General features: G+C 59.2%; 14 protein-coding genes, 1 tRNA gene, 1 other RNA gene and 1 other annotated feature. Of the genes, 5 read left to right on the top strand and 11 right to left on the bottom strand.

Annotated elements, in window-relative coordinates; translation table 11 throughout:
- Window positions 1–271: 271 nt before the first annotated feature.
- The 4 genes from J3352_RS04245 to J3352_RS04230 form a co-directional block, all read right to left on the bottom strand.
- Window positions 272–349: transfer RNA gene (locus J3352_RS04245), tRNA-Pro, on the bottom strand.
- 138 nt (window positions 350–487) lie between these two features.
- The gene (uvrA, locus tag J3352_RS04240; RefSeq protein ID WP_097773617.1) at window positions 488–3,370 is read right to left on the bottom strand and encodes an excinuclease ABC subunit UvrA; all 2,883 of its coding nucleotides are present in this window, start codon (window positions 3,368–3,370) and stop codon (window positions 488–490) included.
- Window positions 3,357–5,414 (bottom strand): excinuclease ABC subunit UvrB, encoded by a 2,058-nt coding sequence (uvrB, locus tag J3352_RS04235; RefSeq protein ID WP_005930935.1) that lies wholly within the window; start codon window positions 5,412–5,414, stop codon window positions 3,357–3,359. The genes uvrA and uvrB overlap by 14 nt, the downstream gene beginning before the upstream one ends.
- Window positions 5,415–5,498: 84 nt before the next feature.
- Window positions 5,499–6,224, bottom strand: a complete 726-nt coding sequence (locus J3352_RS04230; RefSeq protein WP_097773616.1) for a RadC family protein — start codon at window positions 6,222–6,224, stop codon at window positions 5,499–5,501.
- A gap of 259 nt (window positions 6,225–6,483) precedes the next feature.
- Here J3352_RS04230 and J3352_RS04225 point away from each other — a divergent pair, with 259 nt between their 5' ends.
- Both J3352_RS04225 and J3352_RS04220 read left to right on the top strand, forming a co-directional pair.
- Complete coding sequence (locus tag J3352_RS04225) at window positions 6,484–7,494, top strand: RluA family pseudouridine synthase (RefSeq protein WP_156065502.1); 1,011 nt, start codon at window positions 6,484–6,486, stop codon at window positions 7,492–7,494.
- Window positions 7,482–7,859 carry a PAS domain-containing protein gene (locus J3352_RS04220; RefSeq protein ID WP_156065504.1) on the top strand — a complete coding sequence of 126 codons (378 nt, stop codon included), beginning with the start codon at window positions 7,482–7,484 and terminating at the stop codon, window positions 7,857–7,859. The genes J3352_RS04225 and J3352_RS04220 overlap by 13 nt, the downstream gene beginning before the upstream one ends.
- Window positions 7,860–8,011: 152 nt before the next feature.
- Here the strand turns inward: J3352_RS04220 and J3352_RS04215 are convergent, their stop codons facing one another.
- The 4 genes from J3352_RS04215 to J3352_RS04200 all read right to left on the bottom strand — a co-directional run bounded on the left by J3352_RS04215 (window position 8,012) and on the right by J3352_RS04200 (window position 13,188).
- Window positions 8,012–9,193 carry an FprA family A-type flavoprotein gene (locus tag J3352_RS04215; RefSeq protein WP_156065506.1) on the bottom strand — a complete coding sequence of 394 codons (1,182 nt, stop codon included), beginning with the start codon at window positions 9,191–9,193 and terminating at the stop codon, window positions 8,012–8,014.
- An 89-nt stretch (window positions 9,194–9,282) separates the two neighbouring features.
- Window positions 9,283–10,614, bottom strand: coding sequence for a DNA recombination protein RmuC (gene rmuC / locus J3352_RS04210; protein WP_156065508.1), 1,332 nt, complete (start codon window positions 10,612–10,614; stop codon window positions 9,283–9,285).
- A gap of 3 nt (window positions 10,615–10,617) precedes the next feature.
- Window positions 10,618–12,096: a transglutaminase-like domain-containing protein gene (locus J3352_RS04205; protein WP_156065510.1), complete on the bottom strand. Its 1,479-nt coding sequence runs from the start codon at window positions 12,094–12,096 to the stop codon at window positions 10,618–10,620.
- Window positions 12,097–12,114: 18 nt separating this feature from the next.
- Window positions 12,115–13,188: an alpha/beta hydrolase gene (locus J3352_RS04200; RefSeq protein ID WP_156065512.1), complete on the bottom strand. Its 1,074-nt coding sequence runs from the start codon at window positions 13,186–13,188 to the stop codon at window positions 12,115–12,117.
- A gap of 326 nt (window positions 13,189–13,514) precedes the next feature.
- On the opposite strand from J3352_RS04200, the gene J3352_RS04195 reads away from it, so the two are divergent.
- The 3 genes from J3352_RS04195 to ssrA all read left to right on the top strand — a co-directional run bounded on the left by J3352_RS04195 (window position 13,515) and on the right by ssrA (window position 15,040).
- Window positions 13,515–14,033, top strand: coding sequence for a GNAT family N-acetyltransferase (locus J3352_RS04195; protein ID WP_156065514.1), 519 nt, complete (start codon window positions 13,515–13,517; stop codon window positions 14,031–14,033).
- Window positions 14,034–14,146: 113 nt separating this feature from the next.
- Window positions 14,147–14,629: an SsrA-binding protein SmpB gene (gene smpB, locus J3352_RS04190; RefSeq protein ID WP_005930963.1), complete on the top strand. Its 483-nt coding sequence runs from the start codon at window positions 14,147–14,149 to the stop codon at window positions 14,627–14,629.
- A 62-nt stretch (window positions 14,630–14,691) separates the two neighbouring features.
- Window positions 14,692–15,040, top strand: a transfer-messenger RNA (tmRNA) gene (gene ssrA / locus J3352_RS04185).
- 66 nt (window positions 15,041–15,106) lie between these two features.
- On the opposite strand, the gene J3352_RS04180 is transcribed toward ssrA, so the two are convergent.
- Genes J3352_RS04180 through pheS form a run of 3 tightly spaced genes read right to left on the bottom strand, consistent with a single transcriptional unit; the run spans window position 15,107 to window position 19,063 of the window.
- A complete protein-coding gene (locus J3352_RS04180; protein WP_097773608.1) occupies window positions 15,107–15,607 on the bottom strand; it encodes a methylated-DNA--[protein]-cysteine S-methyltransferase in 501 nt (166 codons plus the stop codon).
- A 3-nt stretch (window positions 15,608–15,610) separates the two neighbouring features.
- Complete coding sequence (pheT, locus tag J3352_RS04175; protein WP_156065516.1) at window positions 15,611–18,022, bottom strand: phenylalanine--tRNA ligase subunit beta; 2,412 nt, start codon at window positions 18,020–18,022, stop codon at window positions 15,611–15,613.
- Window positions 18,023–18,040: 18 nt separating this feature from the next.
- Complete coding sequence (pheS, locus tag J3352_RS04170) at window positions 18,041–19,063, bottom strand: phenylalanine--tRNA ligase subunit alpha (RefSeq protein WP_005930972.1); 1,023 nt, start codon at window positions 19,061–19,063, stop codon at window positions 18,041–18,043.
- Window positions 19,064–19,148: 85 nt separating this feature from the next.
- Window positions 19,149–19,390, bottom strand: a binding site (T-box leader).
- Window positions 19,391–19,750 lie beyond the last annotated feature (360 nt).

The following is a 19,750-nucleotide window of genomic DNA, read 5'->3' as shown; positions in this document are numbered from 1 at the left end:
CTCGTTATTAAGACACCTTCGCGTTGAGATAAGGACATCCCTGCATGAGATTCCTATCAAAAGCGAGGGTGTCTTTTTTGGTATCACAAAATCTCAATTCCTGACACCACTATTTATAAGTAGTGCTTCACTCTATATAAGCAGCGTTGCTATGTCAAATTAGACCAGATAAAATCTTTGGCATTGTGGTCAAAATTGTGGTCGAAACCAAATGAGGCCAGCCTATAAACAAAAAAATCCAACGATTTCTAACGTGAAATCGTTGGATTTATGGTCCGAGTGGCGAGAATCGAACTCACGGCCTCTTGAACCCCATTCAAGCGCGCTACCAAAACTGCGCTACACCCGGATATCGTCCTCTGCCTCCCTACCGAAGCATTGGCGACAAAAGACATTATACGCATCTTTCCGGGTTTTGTCAACACTTTTCTGCATCTTTTTCTGATTTTTTCAAGAAAAGTATGATTTTCGTCGTATGAGCGCCGCTTTACTTTTTTGCTTTTGCACCAGTTTCCGCTTCCGCGGCCCGCAGCTGTCTGTCCTTTTCCAGCAGGGGCTTGAGGTACTGGCCGGTAAAGCTGCCGGGCACCTCGGCCACCTGCTCGGGCGTACCCTCGGCAATCACCAGGCCGCCGGCGCTGCCGCCTTCAGGGCCAAGGTCAATGATGTGGTCCGCACACTTGATGAGATCCAGGTTGTGCTCGATGACAATGACCGTGTTGCCCGCATCCACCAGCTTCTGCAGCACCTCGATCAGGCGATGCACGTCCGCAATGTGCAGGCCTGTGGTAGGCTCATCGAGGATATACACCGTCTTGCCGGTGCTGCGTCGGGCTAGCTCATTGGCCAGTTTGACACGCTGGGCTTCGCCGCCGGACAGGGTGGTGGCGCTCTGACCCAGGGTCACATAGCCAAGGCCCACATCCAGCAGGGTCTGCAATTTGCGGGCGATCTTGGGCTGGTTGGCAAAGAACACCACCGCCTCCTCCACGGTCATGTTCAGCACGTCGGAGATGGTCTTTTCCTTATACTTTACCTCCAGCGTCTCGCGGTTATAGCGCGCGCCCTTGCACACCTCGCAGGGGACATAGACATCCGGCAGGAAGTGCATCTCGATCTGCAAAATGCCGTTACCCTCACAAGCCTCACAGCGGCCGCCCTTGACGTTGAAGCTGAACCGGCCCGGACCGTAGCCGCGCATCTTTGCATCCTGGGTCTCGGCAAAGACGGCGCGGATATCGTTGAACACGCCGGTATAGGTGGCCGGGTTGGAGCGGGGCGTGCGGCCGATGGGCTGCTGGTCGATGCCAATGACCTTATCCACAAACTCCAGACCCTCCACCCCGTCGCACTTGCCCGCACGGCTGCGGGCACCGTTCAGCTCACAGGCCAGCGTCTTGTACAGGATCTCATTGATCAGGCTGGACTTGCCGGAACCGGAAATGCCGGTCACACAGACGAACTCCCCCAGCGGGAACCGGACATCAATGTTGCGCAGGTTGTTTTCCCGGGCACCTTTCACGGTCAGGAAGTTTCCATTGCCGGTGCGGCGGGTCTGGGGCACAGCAATGCGCTTGCGGCCGGAAAGGTAATCGCCGGTGATGCTCCGCTTGGCCTTACAGATATCCTTCACGGAGCCCGCCGCCACGATCTCGCCGCCGTGAACGCCCGCACCGGGGCCCACATCCACGATATAGTCCGCGCTGCGCATGGTATCCTCGTCGTGCTCGACCACGATGACGGTATTGCCGAGGTCCCGCAGGTTCTTCAGGGTCGCAATGAGCTTGTCGTTGTCACGCTGGTGCAGGCCGATGCTGGGCTCGTCCAGCACATAAAGCACGCCGGACAGCGCACTGCCGATCTGGGTGGTGAGGCGGATGCGCTGGCTTTCACCGCCGGACAGGGTGCCAGCCGCACGGGCCAGGGTCAGGTAATCCAGACCCACGCTCTGCAAAAACTGCAGGCGGTTCCGGATCTCCTTCATGATCTGACCGCCGATCTGCCTCTGCTTCTCGGTCAGGTTCGGCTCATTTTCGGCAATGAATTTCAGCTCATCCCGGATGGACATTTCACAGAACTCGCTGATGTTCTTATCCCCAACGGTCACTGCCAGCACCACCGGCTTCAGGCGCTTGCCGTGGCAGTCCGGACACTCCACGCCGGACATGAAGCTGCCGATCTCTTCCTTCATCCACTCGCTGTTGGTCTCCCGGAAGCGGCGCTCCAGGTTCTCCACAATGCCCTCAAACGTATTATAGTAGACACCGCTGCCGAACTCGTTGGTTCGGTGCATCTCGATCTTTTCGCCGTTGGTGCCGTAGAGCAGGGCGTTCACCGCCTCAGTGCTCATATCCTTGATGGGCGTGTCCAGCGTAAAGCCGTATTTTTTACCCAGACCAAGGTAGTACATTTCGCTGACAGAGCCCTCGGCGTAGTACCAGCCGCTGGCCTTGATGGCCCCCTGCCGGATGGACAGGTTCTTATTGGGCAGGATGCGCTCCTCGTCCACCCGCATAAACGTACCAAGGCCCGTGCACTTCTCACAGGCACCTTGGGGGTTGTTGAAGGAGAAGAGCCGGGGCGACAGATCCCCGATGGAGATGCCGTGCTCCGGGCAGGCAAAGTTCTGGCTGAAGGTCATGCACTCCCCACCGATGACATCGATCTCGGCGATGCCTCCGGTCAGAGCCAGCGCAGTTTCCAGCGAATCCGCCAGACGGCCCCGGATGCCCTTGCGCATGGCAAGGCGGTCCACCACGATCTCCACCGTGTGCTTGATGTTCTTTTCCAGCGTGATCTCTTCGTCCAAGTCATACAGATTGCCGTCGATCCTCACACGGGAGTAGCCGCCCCGCCGGGCGGCATCCAGCTCCTTCTGCTGCGTGCCCTTGCGCTGGCGTACCACAGGAGCCAGCACCTGGAATTTGGTGCCGTCCTCCAGCTTGAGCACGGCATCCACCATCTCATCCACGGTCTGCTGGCTGATGACACGGCCGCACACCGGGCAGTGGGGCACGCCCACCCGGGCATACAGCAGGCGCAGGTAATCATAGATCTCGGTCACGGTGCCCACGGTAGAGCGGGGGTTGTGGCTGGTGGTCTTCTGGTCAATGGAAATGGCCGGCGACAGGCCGGTGATCTCATCCACATCGGGCTTGTCCATCCGGCCCAGAAACATCCGGGCGTAGCTGGAAAGGCTCTCCACATAGCGGCGCTGGCCATCGGCATAAATGGTATCGAAGGCAAGGCTCGACTTGCCGGAACCGGACAGGCCGGTCATAACAATGAATTTTTCGCGCGGGAGGGTCAGATCAATATTCTTCAGGTTGTGCTCCCGTGCGCCTTTGATGACGATCTTATCGTTTGCCAAGGTACTTTCTCCCTCTTCTCTGTGTCTGTGCATGGTTCTGCCTGCGCTCGGTCTCGGCATCCGAGTCCACAGTGGGGTTCTCGCCCCGGCGCAGGCGGTCGATCTGGTCACGCAGGAAGGCCGCATGCTCAAATTCCAGCAGCTTGGCAGCCTCCTTCATCTCCCGGGTCAGGCGCTCGATGGCAGCTTCCCGCTCCAGTTTGCCCATGCGGCGGGTATTCCGCTTTGCGTTCTCCGCCTTATCGCTGATCTCAATGCTGTCCGCAATGGCCTTGACGATGGTCTTAGGCACGATGCCGTGTTCTTCATTGTAGGCCATCTGGATGGCACGGCGGCGCTCGGTCTCGGTGATGGCGCGTTCCATGCTGTCCGTCACCTCATCGGCGTACATGATGACCAGACCCTCGGCGTTGCGGGCCGCGCGGCCAATGGTCTGGATGAGGCTGGTCTCACTGCGCAGAAAGCCTTCCTTGTCGGCATCCAGGATCGCCACAAGGCTGACCTCCGGCAGATCCAGGCCCTCACGCAGGAGGTTGATGCCCACCACCACATCGATGGAGCCCAGGCGCAGATCTTTGATGATCTCCATCCGTTCAAAGGTATCTACCTCGTGGTGCATATATTTGACCTTGATGCCCTGCTCGGTCAAGAAGTCGGTCAGGTCCTCGGCCATCTTCTTGGTCAGGGTGGTCACAAGAACACGCTCGTTCTTCGCCGTGCGGGCGTTGATCTCGCCCAGCAGGTCAGTCACCTGCCCCTCCACAGGCCGCACCGAGATCAGCGGGTCCAGCAGGCCGGTGGGCCGGATGACCTGCTGCGCGATCCGGGTGCTGTTCCGGCGCTCGTACTCGCCCGGCGTGGCCGAGACGAACACCATCTGGTTCAGTTTGCTTTCCACCTCCTCAAACTTGAGGGGACGGTTGTCAAAGGCCGACGGCAGACGGAAGCCGTATTCCACCAGCGTCTTTTTGCGGGCGTAGTCGCCGCCGTACATAGCACGCACCTGCGGCAGGGTCACATGGCTCTCATCCACAAAAAGCAGAAAATCCTCCGGGAAATAATCCAGCAGGGTGGTGGGCATACTGCCCGGCGCACGGCCCGACAGCACCGCCGAGTAGTTCTCGATGCCCTTGCAGATCCCCACCTCGGTCAGCATCTCGATGTCGTAGTTCGTTCGCTGCTGGATGCGCTGGGCCTCGATGAGCTTGCCCTCGGCGGTAAACTTCTTCACCTGCTCGTCACACTCGGCGCGGATCTTTTCAATGGCCGCTGCCTTTTTATCGGCGCTGACGATGTAGTGGCTGGCCGGGAAGATGGCCACATGCTTCACCACGTTCTGCCGGGTGCCGGTAACGGGGTTGAACTCCGTGATGCGGTCGATCTCATCCCCAAAGAATTCCACCCGGATGGCAAGGTCGCTCATGTAGGCCAGATAGATATCCACCGTGTCGCCGTGAACGCGGAACTTATTGCGGATAAAATTGATGTCGTTCCGCTCATATTGCAGGGTGACCAGCTTTTTGCACAGGTCATCCCGCTCCATCTGCATCCCGGGCCGCAGGCTGATGACCATGCTGCGGTAATCGATGGGGTCGCCCAGAGAGTAGATACAGGACACCGATGCCACAATGATGACATCCCGCCGCTCCGAAAGCGCCGCCGTGGCCGAATGGCGCAGGCGGTCGATCTCATCGTTGATGGCGCTGTCCTTTTCAATGTAGGTATCGGTACTGGGGATGTAGGCTTCGGGCTGGTAGTAATCGTAGTAGGAAACAAAATACTCCACCGCATTGTCCGGGAAGAACGAGCGGAACTCGGTGCAGAGCTGGGCCGCCAGCGTCTTATTATGGGCCAGCACCAGCGTGGGGCGGTTGCACCGGGCGATCACGTTGGCCATGGTAAAGGTCTTGCCGCTGCCGGTCACACCCAGCAGGGTCTGGCAGCGGTCGCCCCGCTCAACGCCCTCTACCAGCTGCTCAATGGCCTGGGGCTGGTCACCCGTGGGGGCATAGTTGGAGACGAGATGGAACTGTTCATCGGCCATGTCTCGGTTCTCCTTTCTGTTCTCAGATAGAACTACAAATAGTTGTGCTTTTCATGTTGATTATAACACAATTATTTTATAATATCAATACGGCCTGAGCATCTCCCCAGTCTGGAAATCGTAGAACGGCAGGCGGTTGGCCTCCCGCATGGAGAAATATTCGCTCTCGGTCAGGATGATGTGATCCCGCAGATGCACCTTGACCAGCCCCAGCGCCCGGACGATATTCTCAGTGGCCATCAGATCCTCCCGCGAGGGCAGAGCCACGCCGTTGGGGTGGTTATGGCAGAGCACCACACTGTCGGTACCGCCCTTGAGGGCTGCCGCCACCACATCCTTGATCTCCAGACTCACCCGGTCGCTGGTGCCGTCCCGCAGCCAGAACAGCCCCTTGATGCGGCTGCGGCCATCCAGCGCAGTCAGCAGGGCGCGTTCCTGCACAGTCCCGGCAAACTGTGCCATCAGGTATTCGACCAGCTGGTCGGTGGTCTTCATGCATTTTTTTCCGTTGACCGCACACTGGGTATAGTATCTGCCGACCTGCGGCAAAAGATGCAGCATCCGGGCGGTAGAGGGGCCTACCCCCTCCACTGTCAGCAGATCCTCCTCGGAGGCATCCAGCACCCCGGCAAAGTCTCCGAACCGGTCCATGAGGACATGGGCAAGGCCGTTGGTGTCCTTGCGGGTGTTGGTGATGTAAAGGACATATTCCAGCGCTTCGTGGGGTTCCAGACTTTCCAGTCCGTACTGCTCTACCCGGGCGCGCATCCGCTGGCGGTGCCCCTTATGCTGGCTGCTTTCCTTCGCCATGGTCATTCTCCTTTTGCATTATTACTTTAATAGTACCGTTTTTTCAGCAAAACACAAGGGGGCACAGGAAATATTCTGCGTTGACTTCAAAGAAAGGGTGGTTTATTATAGAGAAAACCTCTCAGGCGCTTTGCGCCAGCTTCCCTGATAGGGGAGCCAAGAAGCGTGTCTTGCCTCTCCTGTCAGGAGAGGTGGCATTGCGCAGCAATGACGGAGAGGTTCTGTCCAAAGAACCATTTCCAACAAAAGGAACGATTTTATGAAACAATTTACTGCCACCGCAAACGACGAGGGCGTGCGGCTTTCCCGCTTTGTCCAGAGCATGACGCGCGATCTCCCCACCAGCCTGCTGTACAAGAGCTTCCGCAACAAACGGGTCAAGGTCAACGGCAAAAAGGGAGCCCCCGAGGATCGGCTCAAGGCGGGCGACCTCATTGAGCTGTACATCAACGATGAATTCTTCCCGCCCGAGGGCGCAAAGCCTGCAGCCCGCAAGCCTGCCCCCAAAAAGCAGCAGAACCAGCCCAAGGTGACCGTCATCTATGAGGACGAGAACATTGCCGTGCTGTACAAGCCCACCCACCTGCTCTGCCACAGTGACCGCACCGGCGATGCCAACCTTGTGGACGCATTCACCCAGTATCTGGCCCAGAAGGGCGAGTACGATCCCACCGGCGAGAACCGCTTCAAGCCCGGTATCTGCAACCGGCTGGACCGCGGCACCGAGGGGCTGGTGATCGCGGCCAAGAGCTACGCCGCCCTGCGGGACATGAACGAGATCATCCGCACCGACCTGCTCAAAAAGGAATACTACACCATCACCGTGGGCATCCCCCAGAGCGGGCGGTTCACGGCCTGGTGGGAGCACGACGAAAAGAACAACAAGGTCAGCATCCACGCCCACCAATCTCAGGATGAGCGCCGCAAGCAGATCATCACCGATGTGGATGTGCTGCGCACCGCCGGGCCCTTTGCGCTGTGCAAGATTGGCCTCATCACGGGCCGCACCCACCAGATCCGCGCGCATCTGGCCTACCTGGGCAAGCCGGTGCTGGGAGATATCAAATACGGCAACCGCAAGATGAACGAGCGCACCGGCACCCGGACGCAGGCTCTCTGCGCCGTCCGCATCAGCTTCCTGGATATCCCGGAGGAGAACACCCTGCACTACCTCACCGGCAAGGTCATCAAGCTGAAAGACCCCCAGATCGTCAAACAGTTCGACGCGCTGGATAAGAATAAAGAAGGAGCAACATCATGGCAGACCTGAACGCCTATTTCAAGAGCATCATCGACCAGGACCGCGAGGCCGTGGTCATCTGCGACCTGGATCACACCATCCTCTATATGAACCCTGCCGCTGTGGTGGATTACGGCAAATACGGCGGAGCCGCCCTGCTGGGCAAAAGCCTGCTGAACTGCCACAACCCGCATTCGGTGGAGGTCATCGGGAAGGTGGTGGACTGGTTTGCCGCTGATGCAGGCCATAACATCGTCTATACCTACTACAATCCAAAGCATGTCCGTGATGTCTACATGGTTGCCCTGCGGGACGAGGACGGTACCCTGATCGGCTACTACGAGAAGCATGATTCCCGAAAAGCTGAAACTATGAAGCAGTACGATTTGTTCTGACAAAGAAAGGCGAACTCCACACAAAAAAGACTTTGCCGCCTACCCCCCGTGCGAAGATGCTACTCTGCTATACCTCCCGCATAGACAAAACGAACGCCTGCCGGGCTTTTCTCACACGGCAGGCGTTCGTTCTTTTTTATGGGGTCGATTCGTTACTTTGCCATCAGCTCGTCGGCCAGCACATCCATCTGTGCCTCAGCGGCAGCATTGGCGGCAGAGCGGATGGTCACAACGGCATCACAGACGGTGATGTTCTTCATGCCGTCCAGCTCGGCACGCATCAGCTTTGCAGCCATGGGGGCCCAGGTGCCGTTCTCCATCAGGCCAACGGTGCGGCCCTGGAAGTTCTTGGTCTTGAGGTGTGCCAGCAGATTCTCCATCGGCGGGAAGAGGAAGCCATCGTAGGTGGCACAGGCCAGCACGATCCGGCCACAGCGGAAGGCCTCAGTGACGGCATAGGAGACATCTGTGCGGGTCAGATCCATCTCCACCACCTTAGCTCCCTTGGCGCGCAGCTTCTCGGCCATGGTGTGGGCGGCGGCTCTGGTGTGGCCGTGGATGGAAGCGCTGGCCACCAGGATCTTCTCCGGCTCCTCAGCCTTGTAGCTGGACCACAGGTCATAGTAGTTCAGGTACTTGCTCAGATCGCCGGTCAGCACGGGGCCGTGCAGGGGGCAGATGGTGGCAATATCCAGCGCGGCGGCCTTTTTCAGCAGAGCCTGCACCTGCGGACCGTACTTGCCCACGATGTTCAGGTAGTAGCGGCGGGCCTCGCTGGCCCAGTCGGCGTTTTCGTCAAACCTGGCCACAGCGCCAAACCGGCCAAAGCCGTCTGCAGAGAAGAGCACCTTTTCACTGCTCTCATAGCTCACCATGACCTCAGGCCAATGCACCATGGGGGCAAGCACAAAGGTCAGGGTGTGGGTGCCCAGGCTCAGGCTCTCGCCGTCCTTCACCACCACGCGGCGCTCTTTGGCAACGGCATCCGCCCCAAAGAACTGATCCATATACAGGAAGGTCTTGGCGTTGCCCACCACCTGCATTTCCGGGTAGAGGGCGGTCAGTCTGGCGATGTTGGCACCGTGGTCTGGCTCCATGTGGCTGACCACCAGGTAATCCGGCTTGCGTCCGGCCAGTGCCTCGGTCAGGTTGGCAAGCCAGGACTCCGTGGCACGGTTGTCCACCGTATCCAGAATGGCGGTCTTTTCGTCCAGAATGACATAGGAATTGTAGCTCACGCCGGTGGGCACCGGGTACTGGCTCTCGAACAGGTCAATGGTGGTATCGTCCACACCCACGCCCAGAATGGCTTCGCTGATCTTTTTCACGCTCATAGCAGACATCCTCTCTATCCATATTGCTGTGCCGGAAAAGCGGCAGTATAATACTAATAACGGTTCCTAGTATAGCACATTGTTAAAGATTATTCAAGCTCCTCCGGCAGTCTTGCTGCCACCGGCCGGCCGGGCTCGTTGTCCAGCTCCAGCAGGGCTGCCGCGCTGGCATCATCCAGGCTCTGGACACTGCGGAGCTTGCGGCTGATGGCCCGGCTGCGGACACCAATGAGGTTGTCCAGCTCTTCATCGGTCTGGCGCAGGCGCTGCTGCATCTTGGAGAGCCCCTGCCCGAACTTGTCGAACTCCGTCTTAACGGCACCCAGCAGCTGCCAGACCTCGCCGGAGCGCTTCTGGATGGCAAGGGTCTTGAAGCCCATCTGCAGGCTGTTGAGCAGAGCCGCCATGGTGCTGGGGCCTGCAATGTTCACCTGATAATCCCGCTGCAGCACCTCCAGCAGACCGGCGTTCACCACCTCGGCGTACAATCCTTCAAAAGGCAGGAAGAGGATGCCAAAGGTCGTGGTGTAGGGCGGTTCCACATACTTTTCCCGGATATCCTTTGCCTCGCTCCGCAGCACCAGTTCCAGCGCATGGCGGGCATTCTCCACCGCCTGCGCATCGCCGGAAGCCTGGGCATCCTGCAAGTGCGCGTAGGTGTCGCCGGGGAATTTGGAGTCGATGGGCAGCCAGACCGTGCCGCCGTCCGTGCCCGGCATCTTGATGGCATATTCCACCCGCTGGGTGCTGCCCGGGATGGTGGCCACATTGGTCTCGTACTGCTCCGGGGCCAGGATCTCTTCCAGAATGGCCCCCAGCTGGATCTCTCCCAGAATGCCGCGGGTCTTAACGCCCGAGAGCACCTGCTTCAGCCCGCCCACATCGGCGGCAAGGTTCTGCATCTCGCCCAGCCCCTTGTACACCTGTTCCAGCTGGTCATTCACAGCCTTGAAGCTCTCGGTCACCCGCTTCTGCAGGGCATCCTGCAGCTGCTCGTCCACAGTGTGGCGGATCTCATCCAGCTTTTTGGCGTTCTCGGCCTGCAGCGCGGTCATGTTTTCCGCAAGGGTCCTGCGCAGCTCTTCCAGCTTCTGGGTGTTGGCGGCCTCCAGACTCTGGAGCCGCTGGGTCAGGATCTGCTGCTGGCCGCTCTGGCCCTGTGCCAGCGTGGTGCTCATGCTCTGTACTGAGGTCTGCAGCGTCTCACTGACGCTGCGGATGGCGGTGTAATTCTGCTCCGCCATTGCCGCCTGTCTGGCCGCAAAGTCTTTTGCCTGTGCATCGAGCTGCTGCTGCATCCAGCGCTTGAGCTCCTCGTAGTCTCCCCCGTTCCGGGGCTTGTTCAGTTTCCAGAGCACCACCGCCAGCAGCAGGCAGATGGTGACCAGCAGCAGGGTGTACAATCCAGCTAAAAATTCCATTGATTATAAGTCCTCGAAATCGACCAATTCTTTCCGGGTATCCAGCGCATCGCCATAAAGGCCCACGCCGTCCACCTCGCACTCGCCCGACTGGTTATCATAGGGGTCGGAGCGAAACCCGTACATCGGCGGGTCAAAGGGTGCCTCAAAGGCGCGGTTTGCCACCATGCGCCCGGTGTCCAGGCTGCCGAAGTAGTGGCGGCGCAGCTCTTCCTCGCCCTGCCGTGCCATGGAGGCACCAAACGAGCAGTCGGCATACATCCAGCCCTTGGGGGCAATGTAGAACATAGCCCAGTCGTGGCAGCCCACGCCGGTGGGCGACACCGACAGGCCGCTCTGCCAGCGGGCCGGAATACCCACCAGACGGCAGAGGGTGATGAAGGTCAGGGCCATAATGCCGCAGTCACCGCGCCGGTTCCGTGCGCAGCGGTCGGGCAGGCAGTCCTGCACAAAGTAGGCGGGCTGATAGTGATACCGCACGTTCAGGGTAACGTAATCATAGATGCGCCTTGCCTTTTCCGCCGGGTCGGTGATCCCTTCGGTCAGCTGTGCGGCCAGCGCCCGCAGGTAGGGCGTGAACACGATATGCGGAGCCTGCTCCTCGGTATCAAAGGTCGGCTGTTCCGGTGCAGGCACAAAGTCCAGCGGGTCAGCATAGACTGCCGTTGTCTTGTAACGGTACTGCACCCCGAAGCGGCGGTTTTCGGTCAGGTCAGCCTCCCAGCAGACGGTGCGCTGGGGAGCGTTTGCATCGGCGATGCGGCCCGGCTGCTCGGTAAAGCTCTGCAGCTCGATCTCGCTTTGGGCCAGGCATTCCGCCGGGATGGGCAGCCAGGCACGGACGTGCACGCTCTCCCGCCCCTCTGCCTTTGCCTTGGCCAGAGCGGCGGCAAAGGCCTCATCCGACATTCCAACGCTGGTCTTCAGCGTGATGCGGGCACTGGCCTGCCCTTCCCGCTCCATCTGGTCATGGATGCGGCGGCGCTCCCGGGCCAGCGCGGCCGGGGCGGGCGGGTCGAGCTGACGGGCGGCAAGGTCGGCGTGGGTGGCGATCAGCGTCTCGGCAAAGCGGTCAAGGTAGTGCTTCTCCCCTTCCACGAACCGCCAGTCCACCCGGCCCTCATGCACCAGCTGGCGGAACTCCTCCACCGTGAAATCCCGCACAAGGCCCTGCATCCGGGCCACGGCCTGTGCCTCGTTCCAGCAGTATTCCTGCGGCAGGCGGCGCATGATCTCCTTCTGTACCAGCAGGGCATCCCGCAGCGCGTCCACGCCGTGGGGCACAGGGTTGGCGGGCTGCTCGTACTCCGGCATTTCCAACCCCTGACTGCGGGGGCTGTTCTGGGTCTCCGTCCAGTCCTCGGCCAGATATTCATCGATCCGTGCCATTGCTTCTTTGTAATAGCCCGCGGCCTTCAGCCGCTCCACATCATCGGGCAGACCGACGTTCAGATGCACAAATGCTTCGTTCAGATCTTTCATCCTGTTTCATCCTTTCTCTCAGGCGCACTGCTCTTCCCAGAAAGCAGTGGCTTCCACCAGCCAGTTCTCGGCATCTGTTCCGGTGCCGATGCCGCAGACGTGAGGCGCATTGTTGAACACCCGGTAAACATGCTTGACGTGATTGGCCTGCAGGGCAGCTTCCAGCTGCGGTCCCTGCCGCCAGTAGACCAGCTCTTTCAGCAGCGTGTCGTTCACACCGTGCCAGTGGTAGGTGGCGGGGTAGTCCGGCGTGATCTCATCCGAAAGATTCCGGGTATAGTATTTGGGGCCGTACGCGCCGATATCCTGAATGACATGGTAGATGGGCTTGATGTAGGTCATATCGTTGATGGGATAGCCCAGCAGCAGGGCGGCAGGCTTGGGCACATTGTAATGCTGATACCCCACCGATTCCGTGCCGAACAGGCCCGTCAGGTGGCCGCCCATGGAATATCCCACGATGGCGTACTGCTCCGGCTGGATGCCAAACTCCGCAGTGTGTTCCTCAATGTACTGCATGGCCCGGCCGATGTCCTCCAGCGGAGCGTCATCGGAAGCATCCGTCCAGACGCGATACCGCAGAATAAAGGCGGCATAGCCCAGCTCATGCAGCTGCCAGGCCGTGCAGGCCCCTTCCTCCAGCTCGGCGCTCTCATTGGCACCGCTGCCAGCCAGGATCAGCGCAAACTTGGCATTTTCAGCCTTGGCCGGAAAATAGAACAGGCCGGTGTTATTTTTGGTGCGGTCCGCCGCCTTTTCCGCATCCGTGTAGAACGAGTGGGTGACCTGAACGCCATTGTTGTAGTTCTCAATGACCAGATTCAGCCCCTTGGCACAGCCTTCGGCCACATACTCGTTGGTGTAGCCCTCCACAGTGGTCATCTCCCACAGGGCCTGACCCGGCGGGCAGTCCTTATCCTGCGAGTAGGTGTAGAAGCCGGAGTTCTTGATGCCCGGGTTGTTGCGCACTTCCTTCATGGTGGTCTGGGCCGTGATGTTGGGCTCTCCCTTTTCCATTACGGCACCGGCGGGCAGGGCCAGCAGAGCCAGCAGACACAGCACCATCGCGACGATTCGTTTTGCCTGTTTCATGTTCCGTTCCTTTCCCCCGGCACCGCCCTGATTGCATTTTCCCGTACAGAGGGCTATAATATGAGACCGCACAGGCGACACCGGTTGGTTTTTGTTCTATTGTATCACACCCGCCGGTATTGTCAAAACAAATCTGTCCGCAAAATCCATGCGTTGTGATCTCCACGCTTCCGAGGGGCCGGGTATTCAGATTCCGGACACTCTGCCCGGCCTGAGGTGAACAGGTTTCCATTGTGATTTGCGGCAGATTCTGCTATACTGAAAAAAGATATTGCACACGCAATGAGGGGAAACCGGAGCATTGCGGCTCCGGTCAGGATAGGAATATGAGTGAGATCACAGTCCGGCCCATGATGCCGGAGGATTGGACTGCCGTGTCCAAAATATATCTGGAGGGCATTGCCACCGAGCACGCCACCTTCCAGACCAACTGCCCGCCCTACACCGCCTGGGACGCATCCCATACCCGGGAATGCCGCCTGGTGGTGCTGGACGATAGGGTCGTAGCCGGCTGGGCAGCCCTGCATCGGGTAGACCCCCGCTGGTGCTACCGCGGCGTGGCCGAGGTGAGCATCTATGTCGGGGAGAAATTCCGGGGCAAGGGGCTGGGCTATCACCTGCTCACAGCGCTCTGCCGCGAGGCCGAACAGGCCGGGTACTGGACGCTGCAGTCCACGGTGCTGCAGGACAACGCCCCCTCCCGGGGCCTGCACCTGAAATGCGGCTTCCGCGTGGTGGGCCGCCGGGAGCGCATTGCCCGGGACTGCCACGGCCGCTGGCTGGACACCTACCTGATGGAGCGGCGGTGTGCAGCGGACGAACCGGCGGGCTATAAAAAGCTGTAAGGCGCTTTTTGTGGGAAAGATTTACAGTTTCTTCAAAAAGTGACCTTGAAAATCCACAAAAATATGATATACTAACGTAACGATACCAAAGCGAGAGAAAGGAGGCGCGCGGAATGGCACCGACCAAAGAGCGTCCGGCAACCAAGACGATTGCCACAAACCGGGAAGCGCGCCACGAGTATTTCGTTCTGGAAGCGCTGGAGACCGGCGTTGAGCTGAAAGGCACCGAGGTCAAAAGCCTGCGTGCCGGCGGCGTGAACCTGAAAGACAGCTGGGTCGATATTGAGGACGGCGAGCTGCTGGTCAAGGGAATGCACATCACCCCCTACGACCACGGCAACATCTTCAATCAGGACCCCATGCGGGTGCGGCGGCTGCTGGCCCACAAGAACGAGATCCGGCGGCTGCACCAGCAGTGCAAGCTGCAGGGCTACACTCTTGTGCCGCTTTCGCTCTACTTCAAGCATGGCCGCGTCAAAATGGAGTTGGGCCTGTGCAAGGGCAAAAAGCTCTACGATAAGCGTGCAGATGCCGCCAAGCGTGATGCCAAGCGCTCCATCGACCGGGCCGTTAAATCCAACGGCGTTTACTATTGATTTCAGGCAGCATTCCTGCCCGGAAACTTCAAAGCTTACCCACACCGCAAGGTGTGTTTTATGGGGGCGTAAAGGTTTCGACGGGGGGAGCGAGGCCTGGGCAGCGGGTAGCAGTGGGGGACCTGCTCTAAACTCCTCCAAAAAATTAACTGACAACAATAATTATCAGTTGCTCGCAGCCTGAGTGCTGCGCGTTCCGCCCACTCTTGTGTCGTGTGGGGCCGGGGCGTCCTTTAGACACAGCACCTGAACGGACCTAAGCTTTGCGGACCGGCAGGAACTCATGAAGCTACCAATGCGTTAGCCTGGCGACCGGCGTGACGCGGAGGGAATGTTGTTGATCGCCTGCACCCGGAGACACCTACGCTGAACTCTTTTCGGACATGGGTTCGACTCCCATCGCCTCCACCACACAAGAAAAATCCGAACCTCTTTCCGTTGGGAAAAAGGTTCGGATTTTTTCGTTTGCCGTATTTCTTACCGCGTCATTTTCATTTCCAGTCTCAGCAGCGCGGCTTTTTTATCGATGCCGCCTGCATATCCGGTCAGGCTGCCGTTTGTTCCGACAACGCGGTGGCAGGGAATGATGATAGAGATCACATTGTGTCCGACAGCCCCGCCCACAGCCTGCGCAGACATCCGGGAAAGGCCGCGCTCTGCGGCAAGCTGCCTTGCCAGTGCACCATAGGTCGTGGTCTGGCCGCAGGGGATACGGCGCAGCAGCGCCCACACCTCCTGCTGAAAGGCAGAGCCAGCGGGATGGAGCGGCGGGGTAAAGTCCGGCTCCTGCCCGCCGAAATAAACATCCAGCCAGCGTCTGGCCTCGGAGAGCACGGCGGTCTCCTGCTCCTGATGCACCGTATCCAGGGTGCGGGCAAAGTACTTCTGCCCCTCGAACCAGAGGCCGGTCAGGCCGATGTCATCAGCGGCCAGCAGGATGCCGCCCAGAGGAGACTCATAGTGCTGTGTAAAGATCACCGTTTACCGGATCTCAATGCCCAGCTTGAACTTCAGGTTGCCCAGCACCTTTTTGACGGTGCGCTCGACCTGCTCAGCGGAGATCTCCGCGCTGGGGTCAGACAGGGTCAGGGAGAAGGCCATGCTCTTCTTGCCCTCGCCCAGGTTTGCGCCGCGGTAGATATCGAACAGCTTGACCTCGGTGATGAGGGAGCTTGCCTTCTTGATGGTGTCCTCGATCTCGCCGCAGGTGACCTTTTCCTCGCAGACAAGGGCCAGGTCACGCTTGACAGCAGTGTAGGGGCTCAGCGGCTTATAGCGCAGCTCACCGTCCACACAGGACATCAGAGCCTCATAGTCCAGCTCACCCAGATAGATGTTCTGGCTGTCCTTCTGGTCCTTTGCGATCTCCAGCTCGCCGTTGATCTCATTGGAGAGCTTACCGAACACGCCCAGACGCTTGCCGTTGCAGTAGACAGCGGCGCTGATGCCGGGATGGAGCCACGGGGCGGTCTCGCGCTCGTAGGTGAAGGTCAGGTCAAAGCCTGCGGCCAGCGCCTCCATTGCACCCTTGACGGTGAAGAAGTCTTCCTCGGGGCCAAAGGCACCAATGCAAAGGGTCTGACGTTCATGGGGATGCTCGCTGATGGGCAGCTCCTTGGCCAGATAGACGGGAGCCATCTCGAACAGGCGGCCCTCGGCATTGCCCTTCTTGAGGTTGTCCACGATGACGTTCAGCATGGACGGGGTCAGCAGGGTGCGCATGATGGACAGGTTCTCGCTGATGGGGTTCAGGATGCGGATGGCCTTGCGGGCGGCATCCTCAGCGGGGATGTGCAGCATATCCAGCTCCGCGTTGGAGTAGAAGGCCAGGGTGGAGGCCTCATAGAAGCCCTGTGCAGCCAGCAGGCGCTTGGTCTTGAGCTGCTGCTTCTGCGCATAGTTCAGGCCACCGTTGGTGACAGAGGCGGTGTTCAGGAAGGTGGGGTTGATGTGGTCATAGCCGTACTCACGGATGACCTCCTCCGCCAGATCGGGGAAGCTCTCCACATCCTCACGGTAGAGAGGAGCAGACACATCCCAGCTGCCATCGGCCTGCACATCCACAGTAAACTCCAGGCGCTGCAGGATATCGATCATGGTCTGCTCGGGCACAGTGATGCCCAGCACGCCGCAGATCTTGGCAGGGGTGGTCACGATGTGCTTGCGCTCCAGCGGGCGGCCATCGGTCAGGTCATACTCGAGGGTGGTGATATCGCCGCAGTCCAGCTCCTGGATCAGGTGCAGGGCACGGGCCAGGCCCAGCTCGGGAGAATTGCGGTCCACACCCTTTTCATAGCGGGCAGAGGAATCACTGTTCTGGCCCAGGGCACGGCTGGTCTTGCGGACGCAGTCACGGGCGAAGGTGGCGCACTCGAACAGCAGGCTGGTGGTGTTCTCATCCATGCCGGAGTTGGCACCGCCCATGATGCCGGCCAGAGCCACAGGCTTCTCGGCATCGCAGATGACCAGATTGTTGGGGTTCAGGGTGAACTCCTTTTCATCGAGGGTCACGATCTTCTCGCCCACGTGGGCACGGCGCACATCAATGGTGCGGCCGGCGACCTTGTTCAGGTCAAAGGCGTGCATGGGCTGGCCCATTTCCAGCAGGGTGTGGTTGGTGATATCCACCACGTTGCTGATGGAGCGCAGGCCGCACAGGGCCAGATGACGCTTCATCCAGCGAGGAGATTCGCCCATGCGGATGTTGCGGACGTAGTGCGCCATATAGCGGGGGCACAGGTCAGGGGCCTCCACCTGGACGGTGATGGGAGCATCCGGCTCGCAGACAGCCTTGTAATCCATGGCGGGCATGTGCAGGGGCTTGCCCAGAATGGCAGCGACCTCGCGGGCAATGCCCAGCACGGACTGACAGTCGGGGCGGTTTGCGGTGATGGAGATATCGAAGATATAGTCATCCAGACCGACAACGGGTGCGATGTCGGTGCCGGGAACGGAATCCTCAGGCAGGATGAGCAGGCCATAGACCTCAGAGCCCGGGAACAGGTCATCGTTCAGGCCCAGCTCCTCGCCGGAGCAGAGCATACCGTTGGACTCCACGCCCTGCATCTTGCGGGCCTTGATCTTGATGCCGCCGGGCAGGGTGGAGCCATCCAGAGCGGCGGGCACACAGTCGCCCAGCTTCATATTGGCGGCACCGGTGCTGATGCGGATATCGTGGCCGTAATCACCGCAGTCCACCACACACTTGGTCAGGTGGGTGCCCTCCTGCTTTTCCATCTCCACGATCTTGCCAACGACTACCTTGCTGATGCCTGCATCCAGCGGGATCAGCTCTTCCACCTCAAAGCCGCAGGAGAACAGCTTCTCCTCCAGCTCCTGAGCGGTAACGTCGATATCAACGAGTTCTTTTAACCAACTGAAAGGTACTTTCATTGTCTGTTCTCTCCCCTCTTATTCATGGAACTGCTTGAGGAACTGCAGGTTGTTCTCGAACATCAGGCCGATGTTGTTGATGCCGTACTTCAGCATGGCGATGCGCTCGATGCCAATGCCGAAGGCGAAACCGGAATACTCATCCGGGTCAATGTTGCAGTTCTCCAGCACCTTGCGGTTGACAACACCGCCGCCCAGAACCTCGATCCAGCCGGTGTGCTTGCACAGAGGGCAGCCCTTGCCGCCGCACTCAAAGCAGCTGACATCGACCTCCACACTGGGCTCAGTGAAGGGGAAGTAAGAGGGACGCAGGCGGGTGCGGGTGTCCTTGCCGAACAGCTTCTGCACAAAGGTATTCAGCGCGCCCTGCAGGTCGCCCAGGGTGATGCCCTTATCCACAACCAGGCCTTCCATCTGGTGGAACATGGGGCTGTGGGTGGCATCGGAATCGGAACGGAACACACGGCCGGGGATCAGCACCTTGATGGGCGGCTTCTGGCTGTCCATGGTGCGGATCTGGCCGCCGGAGGTCTGGGTGCGGAGCAGGAACTCGTCGGACAGGTAGAAGGTATCCTGCATGTCACGGGCGGGGTGATCCTTGGGCACGTTCAGGCGGGTGAAGTTGTGGTCGTCATCCTCGATCTCAGGTGCGTCAGCCACGGCAAAACCCATGCCGGAGAACACGTCGATGATCTGGTTGGTGACCAGCGTCAGGGGGTGCAGACCACCCACCGTGCGGGTCTTGGCGGGCAGGGTGATGTCCACGGTCTCAGCGGCGTTGCGGGCGGCCAGCTCGGCCTCCTTCACCTTGGCGGCGGCGGCATCGTAGTCTGCCTGCACCTTCTGCTTGAGTTCGTTGATGATCTTGCCCATGGCGGGGCGCTCTTCGGGCGCGACAGAGCGCAGATTCTTCATCAGCGCGGGGATCTTGCCGTTTTTGCTCAGATATTCCTGCCAGAACGAGGCCAGCGTCTCCTTGGAAGAGACCTGACCGAGGCTCTCTGCGGCCTGTTTGGCCAGCTCGTCGATCATTGCTTGCATGGAAATTCTCTCCTTCTCAGTTCGTGTTTTCAAAGCGGGGCAGCAAAAAAGGCCCCGTCCCCTGCCGGGCCATTTCTGGCCGGACAAAAGGGACGAAGCCTTTGCAAATCCAATGCTCCGCGGTACCACCCGGTTTCCGCCCTGCACAAAGAAGGGCGGCTCTCAAACGCCGTAACGGGGCGCGCCGTCCTGCCCTAATAGAAGCCGTTCGGGCAGGCCGCTCAGGAGCGAACTTCGGCACACACCCACGCGGAAGCCCTTTCAGCCGGTGAAGCTTCTCTCTTTGCTGTGGAACTGCATGCGTACTCTCTCCGTCGCTGCGTTTTCAAGATATTCAGGTTTCATAACCAGATATCATCTTATCACACTTTGGGCCTGTTTGCAAGCCGGGGCGGCACTTTTTCCCTGAATTTTACGGTTTTGCTTGTGTTTTGGCCGAAAGTATGGTATTATAAGCGTAACGTTTTACTGAAAGGAGGGTACACCCAGATGGGTTGGAATGGCTGCATCTTTTTCAAAAAAGGTCAGATTTAATACGTTCCGGCTCGAAGTGTACCCTTTTATTGGAAACAAAACCTCTCAGTCTGCGCTTTGGCGCAGCCAGCTCCTCTCGTAGGGGAGCTAAATCGAGGAAACCTTTCAGCAAGACGTGGAGCATGATTTTCAGCGCCGCGCAGCTTTGCTGTG

The sequence above is a fragment of the Faecalibacterium sp. Marseille-Q4164 genome (genome assembly GCF_017377545.1).
Lineage (GTDB): Bacteria > Bacillota > Clostridia > Oscillospirales > Ruminococcaceae > Faecalibacterium > Faecalibacterium duncaniae.
Note: the sequence above shows the minus strand (reverse complement) of the source record. Positions and strands in the feature narration are given on the sequence as shown.